Source organism: Vitreimonas sp. (genome assembly GCF_036392335.1).
In the GTDB taxonomy this organism is placed as follows: Bacteria; Pseudomonadota; Alphaproteobacteria; order Caulobacterales; family Aquidulcibacteraceae; genus Vitreimonas.
The window spans coordinates 84,666-111,316 of the sequence record NZ_DASVYD010000066.1 but is presented as its reverse complement, the minus strand read 5'-3'; the positions used below and the strand labels follow the sequence as shown (position 1 = coordinate 111,316).

24 protein-coding genes are annotated in these 26,651 nt (G+C 62.5%); 22 read left to right on the top strand and 2 right to left on the bottom strand.

The window, feature by feature from the left end:
- Positions 1 to 300, top strand: a complete 300-nt coding sequence (locus VF769_RS15495) for a YciI-like protein (RefSeq protein ID WP_331009329.1) — start codon at positions 1 to 3, stop codon at positions 298 to 300.
- 44 nt (positions 301 to 344) lie between these two features.
- Here VF769_RS15495 and VF769_RS15490 read toward each other — a convergent pair whose 3' ends face one another.
- Positions 345 to 527 (bottom strand): hypothetical protein, encoded by a 183-nt coding sequence (locus VF769_RS15490; RefSeq protein WP_331009328.1) that lies wholly within the window; start codon positions 525 to 527, stop codon positions 345 to 347.
- A gap of 240 nt (positions 528 to 767) precedes the next feature.
- On the opposite strand from VF769_RS15490, the gene nuoG reads away from it, so the two are divergent.
- The 20 genes from nuoG to VF769_RS15390 all read left to right on the top strand — a co-directional run bounded on the left by nuoG (position 768) and on the right by VF769_RS15390 (position 24,474).
- On the top strand, positions 768 to 2,834 hold the full coding sequence (gene nuoG, locus VF769_RS15485; RefSeq protein WP_331009327.1) for an NADH-quinone oxidoreductase subunit NuoG: 2,067 nt from the start codon (positions 768 to 770) through the stop codon (positions 2,832 to 2,834).
- Positions 2,831 to 3,937, top strand: a complete 1,107-nt coding sequence (gene nuoH, locus VF769_RS15480; protein WP_331009326.1) for an NADH-quinone oxidoreductase subunit NuoH — start codon at positions 2,831 to 2,833, stop codon at positions 3,935 to 3,937. The genes nuoG and nuoH overlap by 4 nt, the downstream gene beginning before the upstream one ends.
- On the top strand, positions 3,937 to 4,176 hold the full coding sequence (locus VF769_RS15475) for a hypothetical protein (protein WP_331009325.1): 240 nt from the start codon (positions 3,937 to 3,939) through the stop codon (positions 4,174 to 4,176). Before nuoH ends, VF769_RS15475 begins: the two co-directional genes overlap by 1 nt.
- A 2-nt stretch (positions 4,177 to 4,178) precedes the next feature.
- The gene (nuoI, locus tag VF769_RS15470) at positions 4,179 to 4,667 is read left to right on the top strand and encodes an NADH-quinone oxidoreductase subunit NuoI (RefSeq protein WP_331009324.1); all 489 of its coding nucleotides are present in this window, start codon (positions 4,179 to 4,181) and stop codon (positions 4,665 to 4,667) included.
- 162 nt (positions 4,668 to 4,829) lie between these two features.
- Positions 4,830 to 5,438: an NADH-quinone oxidoreductase subunit J gene (locus tag VF769_RS15465; protein WP_349258153.1), complete on the top strand. Its 609-nt coding sequence runs from the start codon at positions 4,830 to 4,832 to the stop codon at positions 5,436 to 5,438.
- Positions 5,438 to 5,746 carry an NADH-quinone oxidoreductase subunit NuoK gene (gene nuoK, locus VF769_RS15460; protein ID WP_135210062.1) on the top strand — a complete coding sequence of 103 codons (309 nt, stop codon included), beginning with the start codon at positions 5,438 to 5,440 and terminating at the stop codon, positions 5,744 to 5,746. The genes VF769_RS15465 and nuoK overlap by 1 nt, the downstream gene beginning before the upstream one ends.
- 4 nt (positions 5,747 to 5,750) lie before the next feature.
- The gene (gene nuoL, locus VF769_RS15455; RefSeq protein ID WP_331009323.1) at positions 5,751 to 7,799 is read left to right on the top strand and encodes an NADH-quinone oxidoreductase subunit L; all 2,049 of its coding nucleotides are present in this window, start codon (positions 5,751 to 5,753) and stop codon (positions 7,797 to 7,799) included.
- Positions 7,796 to 9,325: an NADH-quinone oxidoreductase subunit M gene (locus VF769_RS15450; protein WP_331009322.1), complete on the top strand. Its 1,530-nt coding sequence runs from the start codon at positions 7,796 to 7,798 to the stop codon at positions 9,323 to 9,325. Before nuoL ends, VF769_RS15450 begins: the two co-directional genes overlap by 4 nt.
- Positions 9,322 to 10,773, top strand: coding sequence for an NADH-quinone oxidoreductase subunit NuoN (gene nuoN / locus VF769_RS15445; protein ID WP_331009321.1), 1,452 nt, complete (start codon positions 9,322 to 9,324; stop codon positions 10,771 to 10,773). The genes VF769_RS15450 and nuoN overlap by 4 nt, the downstream gene beginning before the upstream one ends.
- A 13-nt stretch (positions 10,774 to 10,786) precedes the next feature.
- Positions 10,787 to 11,539, top strand: coding sequence for a biotin--[acetyl-CoA-carboxylase] ligase (locus VF769_RS15440; RefSeq protein ID WP_331009320.1), 753 nt, complete (start codon positions 10,787 to 10,789; stop codon positions 11,537 to 11,539).
- Positions 11,540 to 12,319 carry a type III pantothenate kinase gene (locus VF769_RS15435; protein WP_349258157.1) on the top strand — a complete coding sequence of 260 codons (780 nt, stop codon included), beginning with the start codon at positions 11,540 to 11,542 and terminating at the stop codon, positions 12,317 to 12,319.
- Complete coding sequence (locus tag VF769_RS15430; protein ID WP_331009318.1) at positions 12,319 to 13,998, top strand: ribonuclease J; 1,680 nt, start codon at positions 12,319 to 12,321, stop codon at positions 13,996 to 13,998. Before VF769_RS15435 ends, VF769_RS15430 begins: the two co-directional genes overlap by 1 nt.
- A gap of 36 nt (positions 13,999 to 14,034) precedes the next feature.
- On the top strand, positions 14,035 to 14,457 hold the full coding sequence (mce, locus tag VF769_RS15425; RefSeq protein ID WP_331009317.1) for a methylmalonyl-CoA epimerase: 423 nt from the start codon (positions 14,035 to 14,037) through the stop codon (positions 14,455 to 14,457).
- On the top strand, positions 14,457 to 14,705 hold the full coding sequence (locus tag VF769_RS15420; RefSeq protein WP_331009316.1) for a DUF1467 family protein: 249 nt from the start codon (positions 14,457 to 14,459) through the stop codon (positions 14,703 to 14,705). The genes mce and VF769_RS15420 overlap by 1 nt, the downstream gene beginning before the upstream one ends.
- 66 nt (positions 14,706 to 14,771) lie before the next feature.
- The gene (locus tag VF769_RS15415; protein ID WP_331009315.1) at positions 14,772 to 16,304 is read left to right on the top strand and encodes an aminoacyl--tRNA ligase-related protein; all 1,533 of its coding nucleotides are present in this window, start codon (positions 14,772 to 14,774) and stop codon (positions 16,302 to 16,304) included.
- Positions 16,304 to 17,575, top strand: a complete 1,272-nt coding sequence (locus tag VF769_RS15410; protein WP_331009314.1) for a lipoprotein-releasing ABC transporter permease subunit — start codon at positions 16,304 to 16,306, stop codon at positions 17,573 to 17,575. The genes VF769_RS15415 and VF769_RS15410 overlap by 1 nt, the downstream gene beginning before the upstream one ends.
- Positions 17,568 to 18,284, top strand: a complete 717-nt coding sequence (locus tag VF769_RS15405) for an ABC transporter ATP-binding protein (protein WP_331009313.1) — start codon at positions 17,568 to 17,570, stop codon at positions 18,282 to 18,284. Before VF769_RS15410 ends, VF769_RS15405 begins: the two co-directional genes overlap by 8 nt.
- A 50-nt stretch (positions 18,285 to 18,334) precedes the next feature.
- Positions 18,335 to 21,745 (top strand): DNA polymerase III subunit alpha, encoded by a 3,411-nt coding sequence (gene dnaE, locus VF769_RS15400; RefSeq protein ID WP_331009312.1) that lies wholly within the window; start codon positions 18,335 to 18,337, stop codon positions 21,743 to 21,745.
- Between the two features lie 99 nt (positions 21,746 to 21,844).
- Positions 21,845 to 23,227, top strand: a complete 1,383-nt coding sequence (locus tag VF769_RS15395; protein WP_331009311.1) for an amidohydrolase — start codon at positions 21,845 to 21,847, stop codon at positions 23,225 to 23,227.
- A complete protein-coding gene (locus tag VF769_RS15390; RefSeq protein WP_331009310.1) occupies positions 23,224 to 24,474 on the top strand; it encodes an amidohydrolase family protein in 1,251 nt (416 codons plus the stop codon). Before VF769_RS15395 ends, VF769_RS15390 begins: the two co-directional genes overlap by 4 nt.
- A gap of 39 nt (positions 24,475 to 24,513) precedes the next feature.
- Here the strand turns inward: VF769_RS15390 and ubiG are convergent, their stop codons facing one another.
- Positions 24,514 to 25,236 carry a bifunctional 2-polyprenyl-6-hydroxyphenol methylase/3-demethylubiquinol 3-O-methyltransferase UbiG gene (gene ubiG, locus VF769_RS15385; protein ID WP_331009309.1) on the bottom strand — a complete coding sequence of 241 codons (723 nt, stop codon included), beginning with the start codon at positions 25,234 to 25,236 and terminating at the stop codon, positions 24,514 to 24,516.
- A 131-nt stretch (positions 25,237 to 25,367) separates the two neighbouring features.
- Between ubiG and VF769_RS15380 the strand changes: the two genes are divergently transcribed.
- Complete coding sequence (locus VF769_RS15380) at positions 25,368 to 26,630, top strand: aspartate kinase (RefSeq protein WP_331009308.1); 1,263 nt, start codon at positions 25,368 to 25,370, stop codon at positions 26,628 to 26,630.
- The last annotated feature ends 21 nt before the right edge of the window (positions 26,631 to 26,651 follow it).

The window sequence follows — 26,651 nt, the reverse complement described above, 5'->3', positions numbered from 1 at the left end:
GTGAAGCACTTCCTCCTCATCTACACCTACGCACCGGACTACCTCGAAAAGCGCGCGGCGCATCGGGCGGTGCACTTGGAAAAGGCGCGGGCGTCGGCGGCGCGCGATGAGTTGCAACTCGGTGGCGCGGTGCCGAGCGACGAGCCGCCATTTGGCTTGCTGCTGTTCAAATCCGAAACCCCGGCGGTGGCCGAGGAGTTCGCCAAGAGCGACCCTTACGTCACGCAAGGCGTGGTCACCGGCTGGTGCGTACGGGAATGGATCACTGTCGTGGGCAAGGACGCGCTGACCCAAGTCTGAAGCCCAAGCATGAAAACGGAGCGGTTCTTCACCGCTCCGATCCATTAGTAGTCTAGCGTCTCCGCTCGAACTTTATTGCGGGCGCTTTGGTCGCCGTCGCGATTCTTCTCGACCCGTTCTTGATCGCGTTCCGGACGCTCTTGGCCCGGTTGGCGGTCGCCTTGATCCGGTCTGCCAGGTTGCGCTTGGCGTTCGCGTTCCTGGTTCGGCTGTTGTTGGTTCGCCATGGCTAAGCTCCTTGGTTGCCCGCCCGTGCATCACCAACCCCCGAGCATGCCCGCCGTTCCGGCAAAATCGCAGTTCCGCCCGAGGCTTACGCAGGATAACGGAACAATCGCGCGGATCGTTTCGGTGACGCCTAAATGCGTGAGAATCGTTCGCAGAAAGCACCTCTGAATGCGGACGTTTAGCCCCCTTGCGGCGACGCAATAAATCGTCCATGCGCGTCCGCGAAACGGGCCTCTGAAATGACGAAGATTCTCGTCGACGGTGCTGAAGTCGACGTACCTCCCGAATACACGTTGCTGCAGGCTTGCGAGGCTGCGGGCGCTGAGATTCCGCGCTTCTGCTATCACGAGCGCCTGTCCATCGCCGGCAATTGCCGGATGTGCCTCATTGAGGTGAAGGTCGGTGGGAAATCCGGCCCGAAACCGGTCGCTTCGTGCGCGCAGCAAGTGAAAGATTTGCCGCCGCCGCGCGACGATAAGCTCAACGAACTCGTCACCAACAGCGCCACCGTCGATAAGGCGCGCAAAGGGGTGATGGAGTTTCTGCTCATCAATCATCCGCTCGATTGCCCGATCTGCGACCAGGGCGGCGAGTGCGATTTGCAGGACCAATCCGTCGCTTACGGCCGCGGCGGTTCGCGCTTCGATGAGAACAAGCGCGCGGTCGAAGAAAAGTTCATGGGCCCGTTGGTGAAGACGGTGATGACGCGCTGCATTCAGTGCACGCGCTGCGTCCGTTTCGCGACGGAGGTGGCTGGCGTGCCAGAACTTGGCGCGACGGGCCGTGGCGAGGACATGGAAATCACCACGTATCTGGAAGCGTCGCTATCGAGCGAGCTTTCGGCCAACGTGATCGATCTCTGCCCGGTTGGCGCGCTTACCTCGAAGCCGTACGCGTTCAATGCGCGGCCCTGGGAGCTGACCAAGACAGAGACCATCGACGTGATGGACGCGCTTGGCTCCAACATCCGCGTCGATGCGCGCGGCGATGCCGTGCTGCGCGTGCTGCCGCGCGTGAACGAGGGCGTGAACGAGGAATGGATTTCCGACAAGACGCGCTACGCCGAAGACGGCCTATCGCGCCAACGTCTGGACCGTCCGTACATCCGCGAAAACGGCAAGCTGCGCGCGGCAAGCTGGGCCGAGGCGCTTGAAGCGACCGCGAAGGCGCTCTCGGGTGACCCGAAGAAGATCGGCGCGATCGCTGGCGATCTGACGTGCGCCGAGAGCATGAAGGCGACGCTCGATCTCTTCCGCGCGCTGGGCTCGCCCAACACCGATTGCCGCGCCGACGGCGCACAGATCGGCGGCGGCGCGCGTCAATCTTATCTGTTCAATTCCACCATCGCCGGGATCGACGACGCCGACGCGATCCTGCTGATCGGCACGAACCCGCGTCTGGAAGCGCCGGTGCTGAATGCGCGCATTCGCAAGGCCTGGCTGCGTGGCGCCGAAGTCGCGGTTGTCGGCGAAGCGGTGGACCTCACTTATAAGTACAAGCATCTCGGCGCTGGCCCGCAATCGCTGAGCGACCTCGGCGCTTTCGGCGACGTGCTGAGGAACGCGCAAAAGCCGCTGATCATCGTGGGCGCTGGCGCGCTGGCGCGCGCGGATGGCGCGGCTGTCTTGCGCGCCGCTGGCAAGATTGCCGCGGGCCTAGCGAAAGAGGGCTGGAACGCGTTCAACGTGCTGCACAGCGCGGCCTCGCGCGTTGGCGGCCTCGATCTCGGCTTCCTGCCGGCTGAAGGCGGCAAGAGCGCGACGGAGATGCTGAAGGGCGGCCTGGACACGCTTCTGCTGCTCGGCGTCGATGAGGTGGCGTTGCCGAACACGGGCACGGTGATCTATGTCGGCACGCACGGCGATGCGGGCGCGCACCGCGCCGACATCATCCTGCCCGGCGCCGCTTACACCGAAAAGGACGCGACCTGGGTGAACACCGAGGGCCGCGTGCAATATGGCCGGCGGGCCACCTTCCCGAAGGGGGACGCTAAGGAAGATTGGGCCATCATCCGCGCGCTCTCCGGCGCTCTCGGCAAGACGCTGCCGTACGATACGTTGGGCGCGCTGCGCCAAAAGATGATCGCCGATCACCCGACCTTCGGCCAAGTTGATTACGCGCCGGGCGCCGCGGACGCCGCCGGATTCAACGCCGCGAGCATTGGCGCTGATGGCGCGGTCTCGAACGAGCCGTTCCGCAGCAGTGTGGCGGACTTCTATCTCACCAACCCGATCGCGCGCGCCTCGAAGACGATGGCGGAATGCTCACGCCTGCGCGCCGGTGCTGACAAGGTGGCGGCGGAATGAATCCGAGCGCTGATTACGTTCCGCTGATTAATCTCCCGGTCGAGTGGGAGTGGGCGCTCATGAAGACGGGCCAAGTGCTCGGCATCATGATCCTGCTGCTGATCTCGCTGGCGTTCCTGCTGTTGTTCGATCGCAAGGTCTGGGCGGCGGTGCAGCTGCGCAAGGGGCCGAACGTCGTCGGTCCGTTCGGGTTGCTTCAATCCTTCGCCGACTTCTTCAAGTTCGTGTTCAAGGAAATCGTCATTCCGGCGGGCGCGAACAAAACCGTTTTCATTCTGGCGCCGCTCATCACCTTCGTGCTGGCCTTTATCGGCTGGGCGGTGGTGCCCTGGGGGCCGGATATCGTGATCGCCGACCTGAATGTCGGCATTCTCTATCTCTTCGCGATCTCGTCGCTCGGCGTGTACGGGATCATCATGGGCGGCTGGGCTTCAAACTCGAAGTATCCGTTCTTGGGCGGCCTGCGATCGGCGGCGCAGATGGTGTCCTACGAAGTCTCGATCGGCTTCATCATCATCACCGTCTTGCTGCTGGTCGGTTCGCTGAACCTCACCACGATCGTGGAGAACCAGCGCGACGGCATTTGGATGTGGCACGGCTTCCGCCTGTTCAATTTCGCGGAATTCCCGAACAACATCCTCGTCGGTGTCGTCATGCTGGCGATGCTGGTGATGTTTTTTGTCTCGGCGCTTGCCGAAACCAACCGCCCGCCGTTCGACCTGCCGGAAGCGGAATCGGAACTCGTCGCCGGCTACCAGGTCGAATACAGCTCGACGCCGTATCTGCTCTTCATGATCGGCGAGTATCTCAACATCGTGCTGATGTGCGCGATGACATCGATCCTGTTCCTTGGCGGCTGGCATTTGCCCTGGGGCCCGGTCGATAATCCGGCGCTCGGCATGCTGATCTTCTATGTGAAGATCTGGATCATGTTCTTCATGTTCGCGATGGTGAAGGCGATCGTCCCGCGCTACCGCTACGACCAGCTGATGCGCCTGGGCTGGAAGATCTTCCTGCCGACCTCGCTCGTGGCTGTTGTCGTGCTTGGCTATTACGTGACGTTCCTGGCGCCCGACGCCGCCGCAACCGTGGCGGGGGGCTGATGCGCGTGGTTCTCGCTTTCGCCTCACTTGCGGCGCTCGGCGCCTGCCAGACGCTGCCGGCGGTGGTCGTCACCGGCGGCGACACGTTTGACGTGCGCTACGACCCGGCCGTGCAGAGCGAAGCGCAGGTCGACGCACGTGCAAACGAACATTGCGGGACGGTTGCCGCGACCTTCGTGTCCGCCGCCACCCGCTACGATGGTTTCGCGTACCGCACCTATCGGTGCGCGGGGAGATAGAGATGTCGCGCTTACTCCAAGCCGCGAAGGGCGCTTTGATGCTCGACATGATCGGGGGCTTCGCCCTCGGCATGAAGTATTTCTTCACGCGCAAGGCGACGGTGAATTACCCGTTCGAGAAGGGGCCGCTTTCCCCGCGTTTCCGTGGTGAGCATGCGCTACGCCGCTACGCCAACGGCGAAGAGCGCTGCATCGCTTGCAAGCTCTGCGAAGCGATTTGCCCCGCACAAGCCATCACCATCGAAGCTGAGCCGCGCGAAGACGGCTCGCGTCGCACCACGCGCTACGACATCGACATGGTGAAGTGCATTTATTGCGGCTATTGCCAGGAAGCGTGCCCGGTCGACGCCATCGTCGAGGGTCCGAACTTCGAGTTCGCCACCGAGACGCGCGAAGAACTCTATTACGACAAAGAACGTCTGCTCGCGAACGGCGATCGCTGGGAGCGGGAGATCGCGAAGAATTTGGAACTGGACGCGCCTTACCGATAGGGCGTGGCCGTAAACAATGCTCCTCCGCTTGCGGGGGAGCTGTCCGCGAAGCGGACTGAGGGGGCGAAGGTGCTCGGCATCCGCCGGACGCACCCCCTCCGTCGTTGGCTTCGCTCACGACACCTCCCCCGCAAGTGGGTGAGGAGAGGGAGAGCGTAACGCATGTTGGCGAGCATCGCCTTCTACGTGCTGGCTGCGACTGCGATCGTATCCGCGTTTGCGGTGATCTCGGCGCGCAACCCTGTGCACTCCGTTTTGTTTTTGATCCTGACCTTCTTCACGTCGGCGGGATTGTTTGTGCTGCTCGGCGCCGAATTTTTGGCGATGCTGCTGATCGTCGTTTATGTCGGCGCGGTGGCGGTGCTCTTCCTGTTCGTAGTCATGATGCTCGACGTCGATTTCGCCGAGCTGAAGCAGGGCTTCCTGAGTTACGCGCCGATCGGTGCGCTGGTCGCGGCGGCGCTGCTGGGGGAGCTTGGCTTAGTCGCCAGCGCCGCAATGTCGGCAGACGGCGCCCCGATCGCGCTGACGCCGGCCGCGCCCGGCGACGTCACCAACGCCGAAGCCATCGGGCAAGTGCTGTACACGGACTATCTGCTCGTCTTCCAACTCGCAGGACTCGTGCTCTTCGTCGCCATGATCGGCGCGATCGTGCTGACGCTGCGCCATCGTCCGGGCGTCAAGAAGCAGGACATCGCCGCGCAAGTCGGCCGCAAGCGCTCCGAGGGTGTCGAGCTTAAGGACATCCGCCCAGGGCAGGGGATCGGCTGATGGAGATCACGCTCGCCCATTATCTGTTCGTCGCCGCCGCGCTCTTCACGATCGGCGTCTTCGGCATTTTCGTGAACCGCAAAAACGTCATCATCATTCTGATGTCGATTGAGCTGGTTCTGCTCTCGGTGAACATCAATCTCGTCGCGTTTTCGGCCTTCCTGCAGAACCTCGAAGGTCAAATTTTCGCGATGATGGTGCTGACGGTCGCCGCCGCGGAAGCCGCGGTGGGGCTTGCCATTCTCGTCACCTATTTCCGCAATCGCGGCGGCATCGCCGTCGAAGACATCAATCAGATGAGGGGCTGAGACGGTGCAATTCTCCCCCGAAGTCCTGATCGTCCTAGGCCCGCTCGTCGCGGCCGCGATCGCAGGCCTCTTGCAACGCTACATCGGCGACAAAGCCGCGATGGCGATCACTACCGGCTCGGTCGGTGTTTCGCTCGCCCTGTCGTGGCCGATTTTCATCGGCTTCGTCTGGGGCGATGAGACGGCGCGCGTCATCGAGCTGTTCCGCTTCATCGATGTCGCCGGCTTCACCTCCACTTGGAGCGTGCGCATCGACACGCTCTCGGCGATCATGCTCGTGGTCGTGAACACGGTCTCGTTCCTGGTTCACGTCTATTCGATCGGCTACATGGCGGAAGACCCGCACCGCGCGCGGTTCTTCTCCTATCTTTCGTTCTTCACCTTCTCGATGCTTGCGCTGGTGACGGCGAACGACTTCCTGCAGCTCTTCTTCGGCTGGGAAGGGGTCGGCGTCGCCTCGTATCTGTTGATCGGCTTCTGGTTCCAGAAGCGTTCGGCCAATGACGCCTCGATCAAGGCCTTCGTGACCAACCGCGTCGGCGATTTCGGCTTCGCGCTCGGCATCATGGCCGCGTTCTTCTGCTACGGCTCGATTCAATACGACGCCGTGTTCGAAGCCGCGGCCGCCGCCCCCGACATGATGCTGGGCGTTGGCGAAGTGCAATTCCGCGCCATCGAAGTGGTGACCTTCCTTCTGTTCATCGGCGCGATGGGCAAGTCGGCGCAATTCTTCCTACACGTCTGGTTGCCGGACGCGATGGAAGGCCCGACGCCGGTCTCCGCGCTCATTCACGCCGCCACCATGGTGACCGCGGGCGTGTTCATGGTCGCGCGCTGCGGCGAGATGTTCGAGATGGCGCCGCTGACGTCGGGCTTCGTCACCATCATCGGGGCGGTCACGGCTCTGTTCGCCGCGACGGTTGGCCTGGCGCAGAACGACATTAAGCGCGTGATTGCGTATTCGACCTGTTCGCAGCTCGGCTACATGTTCTTCGCGGCGGGCGTGGGCGCCTACAACGCGGCCATGTTCCACCTGTTCACGCACGCCTTCTTCAAGGCGTTGCTCTTCCTTGGCGCGGGCTCCGTCATCCACGGCCTGCATCACGAGCAGGACATGCGCTACATGGGCGGCGTGCGTAAGCCCATGATGATCACCTGGGCGATGATGACGATCGGCACGCTGGCGCTGATCGGTTTCGGCATCCCCGGCATCGGCGGTTTCGCCGGCTTCTATTCGAAGGACGCGATCATCGAAGCTGCCTATGGCAGCCACGGTATCGGCGCGCAATTCGCGTTTTGGTGCGGCATCAGCGCGGCGCTGCTGACGAGCTTCTATTCGTGGCGCCTCGCTTTCATGACGTTCGAAGGCAAGTATCGCGGCAATCCGAACGCGCATCACCACGACGCGCACGGCGCACATGACGTTCACGCGCATGCGGCGCACGATGATCACGGTCACCACGGCCATGACGGCCACCACAAGCCTGCCGACGGTTCAGCGCCCGCGCATGAATCGCCATGGGTGATGCTCGTGCCCTTGTTCGTTTTGGCGGCAGGCGCGGTGCTCGCGGGATATATATTCTATCCGTACTTCCTCGGTCACCATGCCGGCGAGTTCTGGGATCACGCCATTCCGTTCCACGAAGGCCACCACGATTTCCCGACCTGGGTGCTTTGGGCGCCGCTCGTCGTGACGGTGACGGGCTTCTTGCTGGCCATCATCTTCTATCTTTGGAAGCCGGGCGCCTCGAAGGCGATGGCGAAGGGTCCGCTGCACGCGTTCCTCTACAACAAGTGGTATTTCGACGAGATCTACGACTTCATCTTCGTCAAAGGCGCACGCGCCATTGGCGACATCTTCTGGAAGTGGGGCGACCAGAAAACCATCGACGGGCTCGGCCCCGATGGCGTGGCTGCGACGTCGCGCTTCTTCTCACGCAATCTGCGGCGTCTGCAGACGGGCTTTGTGTACCATTATAGCTTCCTCATGCTGATCGCGGCGGTGGCGTTCGGCGCCTATGCGATCTTCGCTGGCATCGGAGGCGCGCCATGAGCGAGTTTCTCGCGGGCTGGCCGCTGCTCTCCATCGTCACGTTCCTGCCGGCGGCGGGCGCCATTTGGGTGCTTGCGGCGCGCGCCATGTTGCGCGGCGAAAATCCGGGCTTCGACCAAGGCGTACGCATCATCACGTTGGTGGTGACGATCGCGACCTTCATCGCCTCGCTCTTTGCGTTCGCGGCGTTCAATCCGAACAATCCGGAATTCCAGCTCACGGAGAATGTGCCGTGGGCCTTCGGCATGTCCTACGCGATGGGCGTCGATACGCTCGCCATGTCGCTGGTGCTGCTGACCACGTTCCTGATGCCGATCTGCATTCTCGCCAGCTGGCACATCGAGAAGCAGGTCGCGAGCTATATGGTGCTCTTCCTCGTGCTTGAGACGCTGATGATCGGCGTCTTCTGTGCACAGGACATCGTGCTCTTCTACGTCTTCTTCGAAGGCGGCCTCATTCCGATGTTCATTCTGATCGGCGTGTGGGGCGGACAGCGTCGCGTCTATGCGGCGTTCAAATTCTTCCTGTACACGTTGCTCGGCTCATTGCTGATGCTGGTCGCGATCGTCGCCATGATGGCGATGGCGCGCAACGCGGGCATCGAAAACCCGTCGAACATACCGGCGCTGACCGCGTTCGCGGCGCAGGGCGGTTTCAGTCCGGATATTCAAATCTGGCTCTGGCTTGCCTTCTTTGCGTCGTTCGCGGTGAAGATGCCGATGTGGCCGGTGCACACTTGGTTGCCGGACGCGCACGTCGAGGCGCCGACGGCCGGCTCGGTCGTGCTGGCCGCCATTCTGCTGAAGATGGGCGGCTATGGCTTCCTGCGCTTCTCGCTGCCGATGTTCCCGGACGCGTCGCACTATTTCACGCCGTTCGTGTTCACGCTTTCTGTGATCGCCATCGTCTGGGCGTCGCTGGTCGCGTTCCGTCAGCTCGATATGAAGAAGCTGATCGCCTACTCGTCCGTGGCGCACATGGGTTTCGTCACGCTCGGCATCTTCGCGGGCAACATTCAGGGCGTGCAGGGCGCAATTTTCCAGATGCTGTCGCACGGGATCATCTCCGGGGCGCTCTTCCTCTGCGTCGGCGTGGTTTACGACCGCATGCACACGCGCGAGATCGCCTTCTATGGCGGTCTTGTGAACCGCATGCCGGTGTACGCCGCGATCTTCTTGCTCTTCACCATGGGCAATGTGGGCTTGCCGGGCACGTCCGGATTCCCTGGGGAAATCCTCACCATGCTCGGCACGTTCCAGGTCAACGCCTGGTTCGCCGCGGCGGCCGCGCTCGGCGTGATTCTGTCAGCCGCCTATGCGCTGACGCTCTATCGCAAGGTCGCGCTCGGCAACATCGAGAACCCGAAGCTTGACGGCATCACCGATATCGACGCGCGTGAATGGGTGCTGTTCGTGCCGCTGATCATCGCCACGTTGCTGATGGGCTTTGCACCGAGCCTCGTGCTCGACTTCACCAAGGCTTCGGCTGAAACGATTGTGTCCGCCTTCGCGGGAGCCGCACCATGACCCCGCTCAACGATCTTATGCACTCCCTGCCGTACGCGCGGCCGGAATTGCTGCTGGCTGCGTTCGCGCTGCTTGGCGCTGTGATCGGCGCGTGGGGCGGGCAGAAGGTCTTTGGCCTGCTTTCGCTGCTCGGCGTGGGTGTCCTCGTGGCCGCCGGCGCCGTCGCCTGGATGCAAAATCCAAGCGCACCCGCCTCGATCTTCCAAGGCGCCATGGTGGTCGACGGCGTCTCCGTGTTCGCCAAAGTGTTGATAAGCTTATCGGCTGCGGCCGCTCTGCTCGTTGGCGCGGATCATTTCTCGCGCGCGGGCGACCGGCGCTTTGAATATCCCGTGCTCATGGCGCTCGCCGTACTCGGCATGTTCGTCATGGTCTCGGCGCAGGATTTGATCAGCCTTTACGTCGGCGTCGAACTGCAGAGCTTGGCCGCCTATGTGCTGGCGGCTTGGCGTCGAGACGATGCGCGTTCCTCCGAAGCCGGCCTTAAATATTTCGTGTTGAGTGCGATCTCGTCGGGCCTGTTGCTGTTCGGCGCGTCGTTCGTCTATGGCTTCACCGGCTCGATCCGCTTCGACCAGATCGCTGCTGCCGTGAATGAAGGCGCGGGCGGGATTGGCCTTGTGTTTGGGCTCGTGCTCATGCTCTGCGCGCTCGGCTTCAAGATGAGCGCCGCGCCATTCCACATGTGGACGCCGGACGTGTACGAAGGCGCACCGACCCCGGTGACCGCCTTCTTCGCCGCCGCGCCTAAAGTGGCCGCTGTCGCGCTGATGGCGCGGGTTCTCTACGAACCGTTCGGCGGCATGCTCGCGCAATGGCAGCAAGTCGTGATGGCGCTCGCCGCGATCTCGATGGTGTGGGGCGCATTCGGCGCACTGCTGCAGACCAACCTCAAGCGTCTGATGGCCTATTCTTCGATCACGAACATGGGCTTTGCGCTCATGGGCCTGGCGGCTGGACCGGAGCAGGGACCTGCGTCGGCGCTGATCTATTTGGCGCTCTATCTGCCGGCCAATATCGGCATCTTTGCGTTGATCATCTCAATGCAGCGTAACGGTGAGCCGGCAGAGACGATCGGCGACCTCGCCGGGCTTGCGCAAAAGCGTGCGTGGATGGCCGCATTGTTCACGATGCTGCTCTTCTCCATCGCTGGCATCCCGCCGTTCGCGGGCTTCATCGGCAAGTTCTTGGTGTTCGCAGCGGCGGTCGACGCGGGTCTTGTCTGGCTCGCCATCGTCGGCGCCGTGGCGGCGGTGGTGTCGGCGGCGTACTATTTGCGTATTCTAGCGTCGGTGTGGTTCGCGCCGCCCGCGCCGGCTCTGCAGAAGGCCAGCAGCACGGTGGCGCTCACCGCGACGCTTGCCGCGGCGCTCTCGTTCCCCGTCCTGGTGTTGGCGCTTGGCGCGCTGCAACGATGGGCCGAAACAGCCGTGCGCATGTGGAACTGAGAAAGCAGGTCTGATGATCGACGGCCAAGCGCCGGTCGAAATCTTCGACGAGATCGACTCCACAATTCTGGAGGCGCGACGCCGTGCCGAGCGCGGCGAGTTTGGACCTGTGTGGCTGATCGCCAAGCGTCAAACCGCGGGGCGCGGTCGTCGCGGTCGTCCTTGGGTGTCGCGCGATGGCAATCTGCTGGCGACCTATCTCTTCACCACGGACCGCCCACCCGCTGAAATCGCATTGCTTGGCTTCGCCACGGGTGTGGCTATTGCCGAGACGATCGACAGCATCATCGGCGCCGGCAGCGCCACGTTGAAATGGCCGAACGACGTGTTTGTCGATGGCGCGAAGGCGGCGGGCATTTTGCTCGACAGCGGCGCATTGCCCGGCGGCGGCGCATGGGTTGCCTTGGCCTTCGGCGTGAACCTCGCTGCGGCGCCCGAGAATCTCGACCAAGAAACGATCAGCCTGCGCTCGATCCTCCCGCCGGACGCGCCCGCGCCCGAGCCATTGCAGTTTCTGGCGATGCTGCGCCCACGTCTGGAAGCCTGGTCCGCGCGCACCCAAAGCGTCGGCTTTGAGCCGCTGCGCCAGGCCTGGCTGCAACGCGCCCACGGCCTGGGCCGCGAGGCGCGCATCGTGCAGGGGGAAAATGTCATTGAAGGCCGCATTGCTGGTATCTCGGCGCGCGGCGAACTCGAATTAGACACCGATACGGGCCGAAGGCTCATCGCCGCCGGCGATGTGTTGCTGCCCAAGAGTGCAGGCTAAATCATGCTTCTCGCCATCGACGTCGGCAACACCAACACGAAATTCGCCGTGCACGACGGCAAGGAATGGCGCGCGCAATGGCGCGCCTCAACGGACTCGCGCCGCACGGCGGATGAGTACGCACCATGGCTCTCGCAGAGCATGGCGCTCGCGGGCTTGAGTTTCGGTGACATGCACGCCTGCATTGTCTCCACGGTTGTGCCGCAAGCGTTGTTCAATCTGCGCAATCTCTCGCGCCGCTATATCAATGCCGAGCCGTTGGTGATTGGGGAACCGGGCGTCGCACTCGGGATCGAAGTGCGCATCGATAAGCCCAGTGAAGCGGGCGCGGACCGATTGGTCAACGCAGTCGGCGCTTATGTGGAATATGGGGGGCCGTGCATCGTCATCGACAGCGGCACGGCGACCACATTCGATATCGTCGGCAAAGACGGGGCCTTTGAAGGCGGAATCATCCTGCCCGGGATCAACCTGTCGCTGCAGGCGTTGCACGAGGCGGCGGCGCGTCTGCCGCGCGTGGAGATCCGCGATCCGGGGCGTGTCATTGGCAAGGACACCGTCAGCGCCATGCAATCGGGGATCTATTGGGGTTCCATCGATATGATCGAAGGGCTGTGCCGGCGCATCCGCGCGGAGTACGGTGAGCCGATGAAGACGATCGCCACCGGCGGCGTGGCGTCGATCTTCGAGGGCTCGTTCCCGTACATTGATCACTTTGATCAAGATGTGACGTCGCGCGGCCTGCTCGAAATCTACAAAAGGAATGGCGGCACGTTTTGATGCAGGCGAAGTCGGACGACGAATTGGTGTTTCTGCCGCTCGGCGGCTCTGGCGAGATCGGCATGAATCTCAACGCGTACGGCTTCGGTCCGCCGGACGCGCGCAAATGGATCATCGTCGACCTTGGCGTCACCTTCGGCCGTGAGGACAGTACGCCCGGCGTCGACATTATTCTCCCGGACCCGACCTATCTCGAAGAAGAGCGCGACAACATCATCGGCATTGTGCTGACGCACGCGCATGAGGATCATATCGGCGCAATCGGCTGGCTCTGGCCGCGCTTCAGGGCGCCGGTCTACGCAACGCCGTTCACGGCCGCACTCGTGCGTGAGAAGCTCAAAGAGCACAATTTGCTCGAGAAGGTGTCGCTCACCGAAATTCCGCTCAAAGGCCATTTGAAACTTGGCCCATTTGAGATCGATTTCGTCACGCTCACGCACTCGATCCCAGAGCCGAACGGCCTCGCCATCCGGACCCCGCTCGGTCTCGTCTGGCACACCGGTGACTGGAAGATTGATCCTGATCCGTTGATCGGTGAGACGACCGACGAAGCCAAGTTACGCGAGATGGCCGAAGAGGGCGTGCTCGCGATGGTGTGCGACAGCACCAACGTACTGGTAGAGGGCACAGCCGGCTCCGAAGCTGAAGTACGCAAAAAGCTCACTGAAGTGATCGCAGGGTGTGCGGGCCGGGTTGCCGTGACCGCGTTCGCGTCGAATGTCGCACGCGTCGAAACCGCGTTGATGGCGGCGAAAGCGACAGGCCGCACGCCGTGTCTCGTGGGTCGCTCGATGCATCGCATCTTCGCCGCGGCGAAAAGTGTAGGCCTGTTGCAGGATGCGCCGCAGACAATCGATGAGGAAGATGCTGGGGCGCTCGATCCCGAACACGTGCTCTATCTCTGTACCGGCAGCCAGGGCGAGGCGCGGGCGGCGCTTTCGCGCATTGCGCGCGGCGAGCATCGACATGTGACGCTTAGAGAGGGCGATACGGTCATCTTCTCCTCGCGCGTGATTCCCGGCAATGAAGCGGCGATCCACGATTTGCAGAACGCGTTTCTGGAGAAGGGCGTCGAACTGATCACCGCCGACGATCATTTCGTGCACGTGTCGGGCCATCCTGCGCGGGACGAATTGCGTCAGATGTACCAATGGGCGCGCCCTCGCATCGCCGTGCCGGTGCATGGCGAGAAGCGCCACATCCGTGAGCACGTAAAGCTCGCGCAGGAGATGCAGGTGCCCGAACAGATCGCCCCAAGGAACGGCGACCTCATCCGTTTGGCGCCCGGACCCGCCGCGCTGATCGATGAGGTGCCGTCTGGGCGGCTCTATGTCGATGGCAACATCATCATTGAATCCGACGACGACGCCCTGCGTGACCGCAAGCGGCTGGGCGCGGAGGGCGCCGTCCATGTCTCCCTCGCCGTCAGCGGCAAGAATGCCATTCTTGCGGGGCCCACAGTCAGCATTCGCGGCCTGACCATGGATGATGAAGAGGATCTCGATATTGCCCTGGAGGACCTCGAGCGCACGGCCAAGGCGGCGTTCACGAAGCTCAACCATTCCGAGCGGGGGGATGACGAAACGGTGGAGACGACGCTGATGCGTTCGGTTCGTAAGGCGGCTGAGCGCTTATGGCGCAAGCGGCCCCTGGTCGACGTCACGGTGCTCCGCATCTAAGTTGACCTGGACTTGGACTTGAAAGGGAGTAGGGCCATGATCGGGCGGCTCAATCACGTGGGTGTCGCAGTGCCTTCGATCGAGGAGGCGAAGCAGACCTACCGCACGCTTTATGGCGTGCCGGACAGCGACATTACCGAAACGCGCGAACTTGCGGCGCAGGGCGTCAAGTTCGCGTTCGTGAACGTCGCCAATTCCCAAATCGAGCTAATCGAGCCGCTTGGCGAGAATTCTCCGATCAGGAAATTCCTCGAGAAGAATCCGAGCGGGGGCCAGCATCATGTTTGCTTCGAGGTGGTCGACATCTACGCCGCGCGCGATGAAATGGTGAGGCGTGGGGCCACTGTGCTCAACGAACCGCGCATTGGCGCCCACGGTACGCCGATCATTTTCATTCACCCGAAGAATTCCAACGGCGTGCTGATCGAATTGATGGAAACGCCCAAGGGCGAACACTGATGGGCCTTTTTCTCGGCATCGCGATCTACGTCATCCTCTGGTGGCTCTCGTTCTTCGTGATGCTGCCGGTGGGTGCGCAGAGCCATCATGAGGCGGATGAGGCCGTGCCGCCGGGCTCGGAGGTGGGCGCCCCCAAAGTGCACAATCTCCGAAAAAAGGCGCTGTGGGCGGCGGGGATCGCGGCCATTTTGTGGCTGGTCGTCTATTGGGCCGTTTCGGTGGATCTATTTGGCATGCGCCCGGGCTAGGCCGCGTTGCGGGCGGGCCGCCGCCAGTCTATCCAAGCGCCTCCAAGTTCGAGGAAGTCCACCGCCATGCATGCGCTTCGGGTCACGCGCGCCCAAGATTTTCCTGAATGGTACCAAACCGTCGTGCGCGACGCCGATCTGGCGGAGCTGTCGCCGACGCGCGGCTCGATGATCATCAAGCCATGGGGCATGGGGCTTTGGGAGCGCATCCAAGGCGAGCTTGATCGCCGCATCAAGGAAGCAGGGCACGACAATTATTATTTCCCGCTGCTGATCCCGCTGGCGTTCTTTGCGAAGGAGGCCGAGCACGTCGAAGGCTTCGCTAAGGAGATGGCTGTCGTCACGCACCATCGCCTGAAGCAGATCGATGGGGAGTTGAAGCCTGATCCCGACGCTGAACTCACCGAGCCGCTCATCATTCGTCCGACCTCGGAGACGATCATCGGCGACGCCTTCAGCCGCTGGGTGAAATCCTATCGCGATCTGCCGCTCAAGCTGAACCAATGGGCCAACGTGATGCGCTGGGAGATGCGTACGCGCATGTTCCTGCGCACAGCAGAATTCCTTTGGCAGGAAGGCCACACGGTTCACGTCGATGAAGCCGACGCGATGGTCGAGACAATGTGGGCGCTCGAACTCTATCGCAGCTTCGCCGAGGATTTTTTGGCGATGCCGGTGATCCACGGCGAGAAGCCGGAGAACGAGCGCTTCCCCGGCGCTGTGCGCACCTATTCGATCGAAGCGATGATGCAGGACGGCAAGGCGCTGCAGGCCGGCACCTCGCACTATCTCGGCACGCATTTCTCAGAAGCGCAGAACATTCGCTATCAGGACAAGGAGGGTGGCCAGACGTTGGCGCACACCACGTCCTGGGGCATGTCCACGCGCATGATCGGCGGCGTGATCATGACGCACGGTGATGATGACGGCCTACGCACGCCGCCGGCCGCCGCGCCGCGTCAGATCGTGGTTGTGCCCATGCTGCGCGGCAAACCCGAGGACGCGGAGCTTAAGGCATATTGCGCTGCGCTGGTGGCGGAGCTGAACAAGCTCAGCGCCTTCGGCTGGCCGGTGCGCGCCTATGTCGACATCAAGGACGCCAAGCCCGCCGATAAGCGTTGGGATTGGGTGCGCCGCGGTGCGCCGCTGATCTGCGAAATCGGCCCGCGCGACGCCGCCAACGGCCAAGTCACCTTCATCAAGCGCAATGCGCTGCGCGAAGGCGACAAGATCAAATCGCACTCGGTCAGCCGCGCCGATTTCATAGCCCAGGCCGCGAAGCTGCTGGAAGAAACGCAGGCTGAGCTTTACGCCGAAGCCAAGGCGCGCATGGACAACAATATCCGCGCCGATTTCAAAACCTTCGCCGACCTCGAAGCCTATTATGGAACCGAGGACACAGAGGGCGAGTTCAAGGGCTGGGCGCGCGTGCATTGGGCGCGCCCGACCGGGGATGCGCTTGAGAAAGTCGGGGAACGCCTGAAAGCGCTGAAGCTGACCATCCGCAACGCGCCAGCGTCGCAGCCATCCTCGTTCGGAAAATGCATATTCAGCGGCGAACAAGCCGTGGAAGAGATTTTGATCGCGCGGGCATATTGATGAGCGGAAATTCCCAACCGTTCGGTTTGTTCGAGCGCATGCTCGCTGGTCGCTATCTGCGCGCCAAGCGCCAGCATGGCGGGGTGGCGCTGATTTCGGTGATCTCGGTTGTCGCCATCACGCTCGCAGTATTCGCGCTGATCGTCACCATGTCTGTGATGAACGGTTTCCGCGAGACATTGCTCTCGCGCATCCTCGGCGTGAACGGCCACGTCTATGTCGACGTGCGCAACATGCCGGGCTCGGAGATCGAGCGGCTAGCGCAATTGGCGCGGCAGTCTCCAGAAGTGACGCACGTTACGCCGATCATCAACGCGCAGGCCTTGGCGACGTCGGATGGCTTGGCTTCCGGCGTTATCGTACGCGGCATTCCGCGCCAAGAATTGGCGCAGCTGCCAATCGTAATGGACTCGATCCGGCCCGGCGGCGGTTTGGAGAATTTCCAGGGCGTTGAAGCGCCGTCGATTCTCGTCGGCGATCGCCTGGCCGCGGCGCTCGGCGTGACCGAAAACATGGCGATTACGCTGATCTCGCCACAAGGTTCGGCGACCCCATTCGGCCTGACGCCGCGCCGCAAAGCCTTTTTGATTGGCGGCGTCTTCAGCGTCGGCATGGCCGAGTTTGATTCCGCACTCATCTATATGCCGCTCGAACAAGCCCAGGTGATGTTCGGCAAGGGCGATGGCGCGGATGAGTTGGAAATCCGCGTGCGCGACCCAGATCGGACCGTGCAGGTGATGACGGATCTGCGCTCAAGGCTCGGGCCAGATGCGTTCATCTACGATTGGCGCGCGAAGAGCCAAGGGCTCTCCGACGCGTTGGTTGTCGAGCGAAACGTCATGCGGCTGATCTTGATGATCCTTGTTGCGATTGCGGCGCTCAACGTCATCACTGGCCTGATCATGCTGGTGAAGAATAAGAGCCGCGACATAGCCATCCTGCGCACCATCGGCGCCACGCGCGGTGCGATCATGCGCGTGTTCTTCATGGCGAGCGCGAGCCTGGGCGTGCTTGGGCTGTCGCTGGGGCTGCTGTTCGGGATCGGCTTCTGTATGAATATCGAGACCATTCAAAACACGATTCAGGCGTTGACGGGCTTCGATCTTTTCCCAGGCACCGTCTATTCGCTGGAGACGTTGCCCGCCCGTGTGGAATGGGGTGAGGTGGCGCTGATCTCAGTGTTCACCATCTCGGTGACGTTTATATCGACGCTTTTGACCTCGTGGTGGGCGTCGCGGTTCGATCCGGTGGAGGCGCTGCGCTATGAGTGATGTGCAGGTGCAAAGCTCGTCCACAACAGCCGCGCCCGTGCTTAGCCTCAAAGGGCTGTCGCGCCGCTACCAATCCGGCGATACCGAATTGGTCGTGCTCGACAATGTCGACCTCGACATCGCACCCGGCGAAATTGTCGGCCTCATCGGCCCGTCGGGCTCCGGCAAGTCGTCGCTGCTTCACGCGGCCGGGATGCTGGAAAAACCAAGCGCCGGCGAAGTCACCATCGCGGGTGTGTCCGGTTGGGCGATGGGCGATGAAGGCCGCGCCAATATCCGCCGCAACAAGATCGGCTTCGTCTATCAATTCCATCATCTGCTGCCAGAGTTTGACGCACTCTATAACGTCGCGCTGCCCGCCCTCATTGCGGGGAGACCGAAGCGTGAGGCTTTGAACGAGGCTGAGCGCCTGTTGGGCGTGATGGGCTTGGCGAAACGCATCCATCACCAGCCGGCGCAGCTCTCAGGCGGCGAGCAACAGCGCGTCGCCATCGCCCGCGCAATGATCAACAACCCGGTTCTGATCTTGGCCGATGAGCCGACCGGCAACCTCGACCCCGACACCTCAACCTTTGTTTTCGCGGCGCTTTCCGACCTCGTTCGTAAGGAAGGTGCGGCCGCCCTGATTGCCACCCACAATCTTGAACTCGCGAAATATATGGATCGGGTGATCGCGGTGGATCACGGCAAGCTGGTGCGCCGCAGCTGAGGCTTAGGGGAAGCGTCGGAAGCGCCTATCTTAGGGCCTGAGAGAATCAGATGGCCCAGCCCTTCATTCATTTGCGCGCCCGTTCGGCCTACTCGCTGCTGCAAAGCGCGGTGCAGGCCAAGTCGTTGGTGAAGCTCGCCGCCAAGCACGACATGCCGGCGCTGGGGTTGACGGATTCCAACAATCTCTTCGGCGCCCTCGAATTTTCCGAAGCAGCAGCTGAAGCCGGTGTGCAGCCGATCGTTGGGCTTTCGCTTGCCGTCAAGGGCGAGGGCGGTATCGATGGGGCGCTTGCTCTCTTTGCGCAAAACGCAACCGGCTACGCCAACCTGATGCGCCTATCGAGCGCGGCGTTTCTCGATGAGCACGACGTGCCGCATGTCGCCTTCGCACGTGTGTTGCAAGACGCCGAAGGCCTCATTGCGCTGACAGGCGGCGGCGAGGGCGCGTTCACGCCGCTCTTGCTTGAGCACAAGGACGATATCGTCGAAGCGGCCTTGAACCAGCTCTCCGATGCGTTTGGCGATCGCCTCTACATTGAGTTGCATCGTCACCAAGAGCGCGCCGAAGCCGATACCGAAGGCGCGTTGGTTGACCTCGCCTATAAGCTAGGCTTGCCCCTCGTCGCCGCAAACGACATCCGCTTCGAGAAGCGCAGCGACCACGGCGCCCACGACGCGCTGATGTGCATCGCTGCATCGTCTTATCTTGGCGAGGAGGATCGCCCCCGCGTCTCTCAACAGCACTATTTCAAAAGTGCGGAAGAGATGGTTGCGCTCTTCTCCGATCTGCCGGAAGCAATCGAAAACACGGTCGAGATCGCGCGTCGCTGCGCCTATCGTGTCGAGAAGCGCAAGCCGATCTTGCCGCGCTTCGATTCGAAAGCTGGCCGCGATGAGCCAGCGGAATTGAAGGCCCAGGCCGAGGCCGGGCTAAAGGCGCGCTTGAAGGCGCTCGGCGGCAAGCTCGCCGCGCCCGAAGCGGAATATTGGAAGCGGTTGGAATTCGAGCTGGGCGTCATCACGCACATGCAATTCCCCGGCTACTTCCTGATCGTTTCGGACTTCATCAAATGGGCCAAGGCCAATGACATTCCGGTCGGGCCGGGTCGTGGTTCGGGCGCGGGCTCGTTGGTCGCCTGGGCGCTGACCATCACTGACCTCGATCCGCTGCGTTGGGGCCTGCTGTTCGAGCGTTTCCTCAATCCCGAACGCGTCTCGATGCCCGACTTCGATATTGATTTCTGCCAGGAGCGTCGTGGCGAAGTCATCGATTACGTGAAGAACAAATACGGCGAAGACCGCGTCGCTCAGATCATCACGTTCGGTACGCTGCAAGCGCGCGCCGTGCTGCGCGATGTTGGCCGGGTTATGCAATTGCCGTTTGGCCAGGTCGACAAGCTGGCAAAGCTGGTGCCCGCGAACCCGGCAAACCCCGTCACGCTGGCCGAAGCGATGGAGATCGAGCCCAAGCTCAAGGAGGCGCGCGCCAACGAAGCCGAAGTGCGCCAGTTGATCGACACGTCACTCCAACTCGAAGGCCTTTATCGCAACGCCTCCACCCACGCCGCCGGTGTCGTCATCGGCGATCGTCCGCTGATCGAACTCGTCGCGCTCTATCGCGATCCGCGCGGCAATCTGCCTGCCACCCAATTCAACATGAAATGGGTCGAGCAAGCGGGCCTGGTAAAGTTCGATTTCCTCGGCCTCAAAACACTGGACGTGATCGATCGCGCCGTGAAGTTCTTGCGTGCGCGCGGGATTGAGGTCGATCTGAATGATCCCGGTTATGATGACGAGGCCACCTACAAGCTGCTTCAATCCGGTCTGACATTCGGCGTGTTCCAGCTCGAAGGTCAGGGCATGCGCGACACGCTGCGCAAGGTGAAGCCGACCTGCCTCGAAGACGTCATCGCGCTCATTTCCCTCTACCGTCCGGGCCCGATGAAGAACATCGACCGCTTCGCCAATGTGAAGCATGGCCGCGAAAAGCCGGATTATCTGCATGAAACGTTGAAGCCGATCTTGGAAGAGACCTACGGCGTCATCGTCTATCAAGAACAGGTCATGCAGATCGCCCAGGTGCTCTCGGGCTACAGCCTAGGCGAAGCCGATTTGCTGCGCCGGGCGATGGGTAAGAAGCAGCCGGCCGAAATGGCCAAGCAGAAAACGCGCTTCATCGACGGGGCCAAGGAAAGGGGCGTCGGCGAAAACCTTGCTTCGCACATCTTCGATCTGGTCGAGGAATTCGCGGGCTACGGCTTCAATAAATCCCACGCCGCCGCCTATGCGGTGGTCGCCTATCAAACAGCGTATCTGAAGGCGCACTACCCCGTCGACTTCCTCGCGGCTTCAATGAGTCTCGATATCTCCAATTCCGAAAAGCTCGCGAGTTTTCATCAAGACGCACGCAGGATCGGCGTCACCGTGTTGCCGCCGGACCTCAACAAGTCCGAACCGGATTTCAGCGTGGAACCGATGGAAGACGGCAATGTGGCCGTACGTTACGCCATCGGCGCCATACGCAATGTTGGCGTTGCGGCGATGGAGGCCGTGGTGGCGGAGCGAAAGAAGGGCGGCCCGTTCAAGGCCCTTTATGATTTCGCCGAGCGCATCGATCCGAAGTCGATCAATCGCCGACAGCTTGAGAATCTGGCCAAGGCTGGCGCGTTCGACTCCATCGAGCCAGATCGCGCCCGCGCGTTCGCGGCGTGCGAAACGATCGCCGCGCACGCCCAACGCGTGGCTGAAGAGCGGGCCAGTGCGCAGACGTCGCTGTTCGGCGCAGAGGAGCCCAGTGCGCGTCCCACGTTTCCAAAAGCGCCGGCGTGGTCCGCGCAGGACCGTCTCGATGCCGAGCGCGAGAGCGTCGGCTTCTATCTCTCCGGTCACCCGCTGTCGGACTTCTTCGCCGATGTCGGCGAGCGCTATTTTAGCTACGCCGACATCGTCGAAGAGGGCGAGACTGAGCCGCGCACCTACCCGATGGCTGGCGTCGTGCGTCGCGTACAATATCGACCGGCGATGTCTGGCGGCACGCTCGCTTTTGTGTCGCTCTCCGATCCGACGGGAGACTTCGAGCCGATCGTCATGCCGGAGCACACAGCTGCTTTGCGCGACGTGCTCGAAGTCGGCAAAGCGTTCGTGTTTCGCGGTCGCGTGCGCTGGCGCGATGGTGACTTGAAGCTTTCGGCCGATTCTTTCGAGCCGGTTGAGGCCGCCGAGGCGCGTACCAACGAAGATCTGCGCATCATCATGAAAGAAGGCGCGCCGATAGACCTGCTGGCGCAGACTATCCAGGCGCTGCCAAAGGCCAATGCTGGCGAGGCGCGCGCGCTGCGGCTTATCCTCCGTTTGCAGGACGGGCGCGAGATCGATGTGGCGACAAAAGCCATGGTCCCGGCTAATGCGGCGGCGCGCGCGGCGCTGAAAGCGGCAAAAGGCGTCGAGCGTGTGATTTAAGCTGCGTTATTCGTCGCAGATTTCTCCCGGTACGCGTGCATGCTCTTGTCGAGCCTGCGCCAACCGCCTCACATGGCCGCCTCAATTGCGGGGGAGCGAATGCGGTTGCGAGCACATCCGTTCATTGCGCTTGCCGCCGGCCTTGGCCTTGCGGCATGCGCGACGACACCAGCGTCAGACACTCAAACCCAGACGGCGACGCCGTTTGCCTCGACCTATCGTCCGGCGCCGTCGGTGCCGACGCTCATTCGGGGAGCTACGGTATTCGACGGCGAAGGCGGTGAATTCGCCAATGCCGATGTGTTGATGCAGGACGGACGCATCAGCGCCGTCGGCGCCAATCTCGCCGCGCCCGAAGGCGCAGCGATTATCGATGGCGCCGGCCGCTTCGTGACGCCAGGCATCATCGACGCGCATTCGCACTTGGGCGTCTATCCTTCGCCTTCGATCAACGCGACGTCTGATGGCAACGAGATGACTCAACCCAACACCGCGGAGGTGTGGGCCGAACATTCCGTGTGGCCACAAGACCCGGGCTTCTTGCGCGCAGTCGCCGGCGGGATCACCACGCTGCACATCCTGCCGGGCTCCGGCAATCTCTTCGGAGGGCGCGGTGTGACGTTGCGCCCGGTGCTTGAAGCGGTGACCGTGCAGGAGATGAAATTCCCTGGCGCGCCCCAATCGTTGAAGATGGCGTGCGGTGAAAACCCGGCGCGCGTCTATGGCGGGCGCAATACTTCTCCGGCCACCGGCATGGGTAACGTCGCTGTTTATCGCCAAGCGTGGGCGAACGCGCAGCGTTATGCACGTCGCCTGGAGCGCGCGGAGAATGGCGAAGGCGATCCGCCGGATCGTGACCTGGAATTGGAGACGATGGCGGGCGTGCTCAATGGCGACATTCGCCTGCAATGGCACTGCTACCGGGCTGACGAGATGGCCAACGCGATCGAGATATCGCACGAGTTCGGCTTCGAAATCGCGGCGTTCCACCACGCCGTGGAGTCCTACAAGATCGCCGATCTGCTCCGCGAAGAGGGGATCTGCTCTGCGATGTGGGCTGATTGGTGGGGCTTCAAGATCGAAGCTTATGACGGCATCCGTGAGAACATCCCCTTTGTGCACGAGGCCGGCGCTTGCGCCATCGTGCACTCCGATAGCGAAGTTGGCATCCAACGCTTGAACCAGGAAGCCGCGAAGGCGATGGCGGACGGCAACCGCGCCGGCCTGGACATCACCCGCGCCGAGGCTTGGACTTGGCTTTCGCGCAACCCTGCGCGGGCGCTGGGCATCGAAGAGGAAACCGGCACGCTCACGCCGGGGCGCCGCGCTGACGTGGTTGTGTGGTCGGGTGATCCGCTCTCCAGCTATGCTGTCGCCGAGCGCGTTTATATGGACGGCGCTTTGATCTACGAGCGAGGCGCTGATCGTGATCCACCCTCGGATTTCGAACTGGGTCAGACTTATACGGAGCGCGCGCAATGAGAATGTTGTCCGCTCTTGTGATGGCCTTCGCCATTGCAACTCCGGCCTTGGCCGAGACGGTGCTGATCCGGGATGGCCGCGTGGTCACCAACGGCGCAGCCGGCATCATTGAAAATGGCGATGTGCTGATCGTGGATGGCCGCATTAGTGCGGTTGGCGCCAACATCGCTGCGCCGCGCGGCGCCCGCGTGGTGGAAGCGCGCGGCGCATTCGTCACGCCTGGCGCGTTTGCGGCGATGAGCGAGTTGGGCCTCTCGGAAATTTCCGGGTCAGGCGCGCCCAACGACGCAGACATGGATAGCGACCTCGTCGCCGCCGCGGCGGATTCGTCTGCGGCCTTCAATCCGACGGTCACTGCTGTTGCCGTAACCCGGCTTGAGGGCGTCACGCGCGCCGCCATTGCGCCATCGTCGACCTCCAGCATGTTCGGCGGTCGCGGTGCGCTCGTATCGCTCGGCGGCGAACCGGACAGCGTTTTCCGCAGCAATGCGTTCATGATCGTCGAACTCGGCGAGACTGGCGCGAACCGAGTCGGCGGCTCGCGCGCCGCCGTGTGGCCAGCTTTCGAAGCCGCGTTGCGCGACGCGCGTGAATACCCAAGCCGCTATCGCAGCGGCCAGGGTGGCGCGGTGCTGAACGAGATCGACGCGCAGGCGCTGCAACCGTTTGCGCGTGGCCAAGGCTTGTTCCTCGTTCATGCCGAAAGCGCCGCCGACATCCGCCGGATCATTCGCTACCAGCGCGCCAACCCAAGCTTGCGCTTCGCCATCCATGGCGCCGCCGAAGCATGGCAAGTGGCTGATGAGCTGGCGGCGGCGCGCATTCCGGTGATTATCGACCCATTGTCGAATCTGCCGGACCGCTTTGAGCGGCTTTCGGCGCGTCTCGACAACGCCGCGTTGTTGCACGCAGCGGGCGTCACCATCGCGATAGCGCCCGCGCCTGGCACAGTGGATGCGCATCAAGCGCGGCTTGCGCTGCAATTGGCGGGCAACGCGGTGGCCAATGGTTTGCCTTGGAATGCAGCCTTTGCCGCCATCTCGCGCACACCGGCCGAGATTTTTGGTGTCGGCGGTCAGCTGGGTCGTCTGGAGCGCAACTACTTGGCCGACGTCGTGATCTGGGACGGCGACCCGCTACAAGTGACGTCGGCGCCAACGGCGGTGTTCATCGACGGCGTGGAGCAGCCGCTCGTCTCGCGTCAGACGCGGCTGCGCGATCGTTACAACCCCACGCGTAATCGCTGAAACGACAAAGCCCCGGAGCTGAAGTCCGGGGCTTTCCATCTAGGGCTTGGCGCCAGCCATCATGTAATTGACATCGACATCGCTTGAGAGCGCCCAGCCCGCGCCGAGCGGCTGATAGGTGATGCCAACGGGCTCATCCCAGCGAATGCCGGAGGCGCCCGCCCGAATTTCTTCGGGCTTCACCAGCTTATCGTATTCGTGTGCGCCTTCCGGGGCCCATTGCAGAATGCGTTCGGCGCCGACTATCGCGAGCGCGCGTGCTTTTGCGGTGCGATTGATAGTCGACAGGATCAGTAGGCCGCCTGGCTTCACCAGCGCCTCGGCTGCCTCGAGGAACGCATTCACGTCCGCGACGTGCTCAACGATCTCCAGCGCCGTGACTATGTCGAATTGCGCGCCGGATTTAACCAGCGCTTCCGCGCTCGTGTTTTGAAAATCGATGTCCAGCGCGGCGGCTTCCGCGTAGGCGCGCGCTGCGCCGATCGCTTCGGGTGCTGCATCCACGCCCGTGACGCGGCCGCCCATGCGCGCGAGTGGGGCTGAGACCAAGCCGCCGCCACAGCCGAGATCGAGCACGGAAAGGCCGGTGAGGGGCCTGATACCCTTCGTTCCAAAATGCCGCGTGACGGTATCGCGGATGAACTGGAGGCGCACCGGATTGAGCCGATGCAGCGCCCCGAACGGACCTTTTGGATTCCACCATTCCGCGGCCAAGGCGCCGAACTTCGCGATTTCCGCAGGGTCGAGGGTGGTGGATGACATGGGCTTGAGATCGGCTCGGCGGATGCGGCGGTCAAGCGGTATCGCGTCGCGGCGGAGCATGCTAAGGGCCGGCTGGCGAGCGGCCGCCGGCCGCGTCGCGAGGCTCTAATAATCGAACCGGCAAAGCGCGTATGTCTCGTTTGGTGATGAAGTTTGGCGGCACGTCGGTGGGCGACGTGGAGCGCATCGCGCGTGTTGCGCGTATCGTCGCAGCCGAACGAAAACCTGGGCGCGGGCTGGCCGTGGTGGTGTCGGCGATGTCGGGGGAGACTGACCGTTTGGTCGGCCTCGCGCGCGCGGCGGCCGGCGAAACACCGAATGGCGGCGGCCTGCCGGCCAAGGATTTCAATGACGAATACGATGTGATCGTCTCCACCGGAGAGCAGGTGACGACCGGCTTGCTCGCACTCGCCCTGCGCCGCATCGGCATCCCGGCGCGCTCCTGGCAGAATTGGCAGATCCCGTTCCGCACGGATGATGCGCATTCGAAGGCGCGAATCTCCGAGATCGAAGAGAGCGAGCTTGGCGCTTCGATCGACGCGGGCGTGGTGGCTGTAATTCCCGGCTTCCAAGGCGTCACCGAAGATGGGCGCATCACCACGCTCGGCCGCGGCGGTTCGGACACCTCAGCGGTGGCTGTGGCGGCGGCGCTCAAAGCGGAGCGTTGCGACATCTATACGGACGTTGATGGTGTTTACACCACCGACCCACGCATCGTGCCGAAGGCGCAGCGCCTGGAGAAAATCTCCTACGAAGAAATGCTGGAGATGGCCTCGCTCGGCGCCAAGGTGCTGCAGACGCGCTCCGTTGAATTGGCCTTCGCGCATCGTGTGCCGGTGCGCGTGCTGTCGAGTTTTGTTGAGCCGGGCGAACCGAACCCCGGCACGTTGGTTTGTCCCGAGGAAGAGATCGTGGAAAAGCAGGTTGTTTCCGGCGTCGCCTATTCGCGCGACGAGGCGAAGGTCACATTGCTGGGCGTGGAAGACCATCCCGGCGTCGCCGCCGAAATTTTCGACGCGCTCGCCAACGCGAACATTAACGTCGACATGATCGTGCAAAGCGAAGCCCGCCAGGCAGGCCGTCAGAACATCCTGTTCACCTGCCCGGAACGCGAAGCTGGTCGCGCCTCCGAAACGATCGAGGCGATAAAGGGCAAAATTGGCGTGGACGAAATCCATATCCGTCGCGATGTGGCCAAAGTCTCCGTTATAGGCATCGGCATGCGCTCGCAGGTGGGGGTGGCGAAAACGATGTTCGCCGCACTTGCGCAAAAGGGTATCAATATCGAAGCCATCGCCACTTCGGAGATCAAAATCTCCGTGTTGATCGACGCGGCTTACACGGAGCTTGCGGTAAGAGCCCTGCATACGGCCTATGGGTTGGACGCTGCGTAAGCGGCGGCCATGAAGAACGGA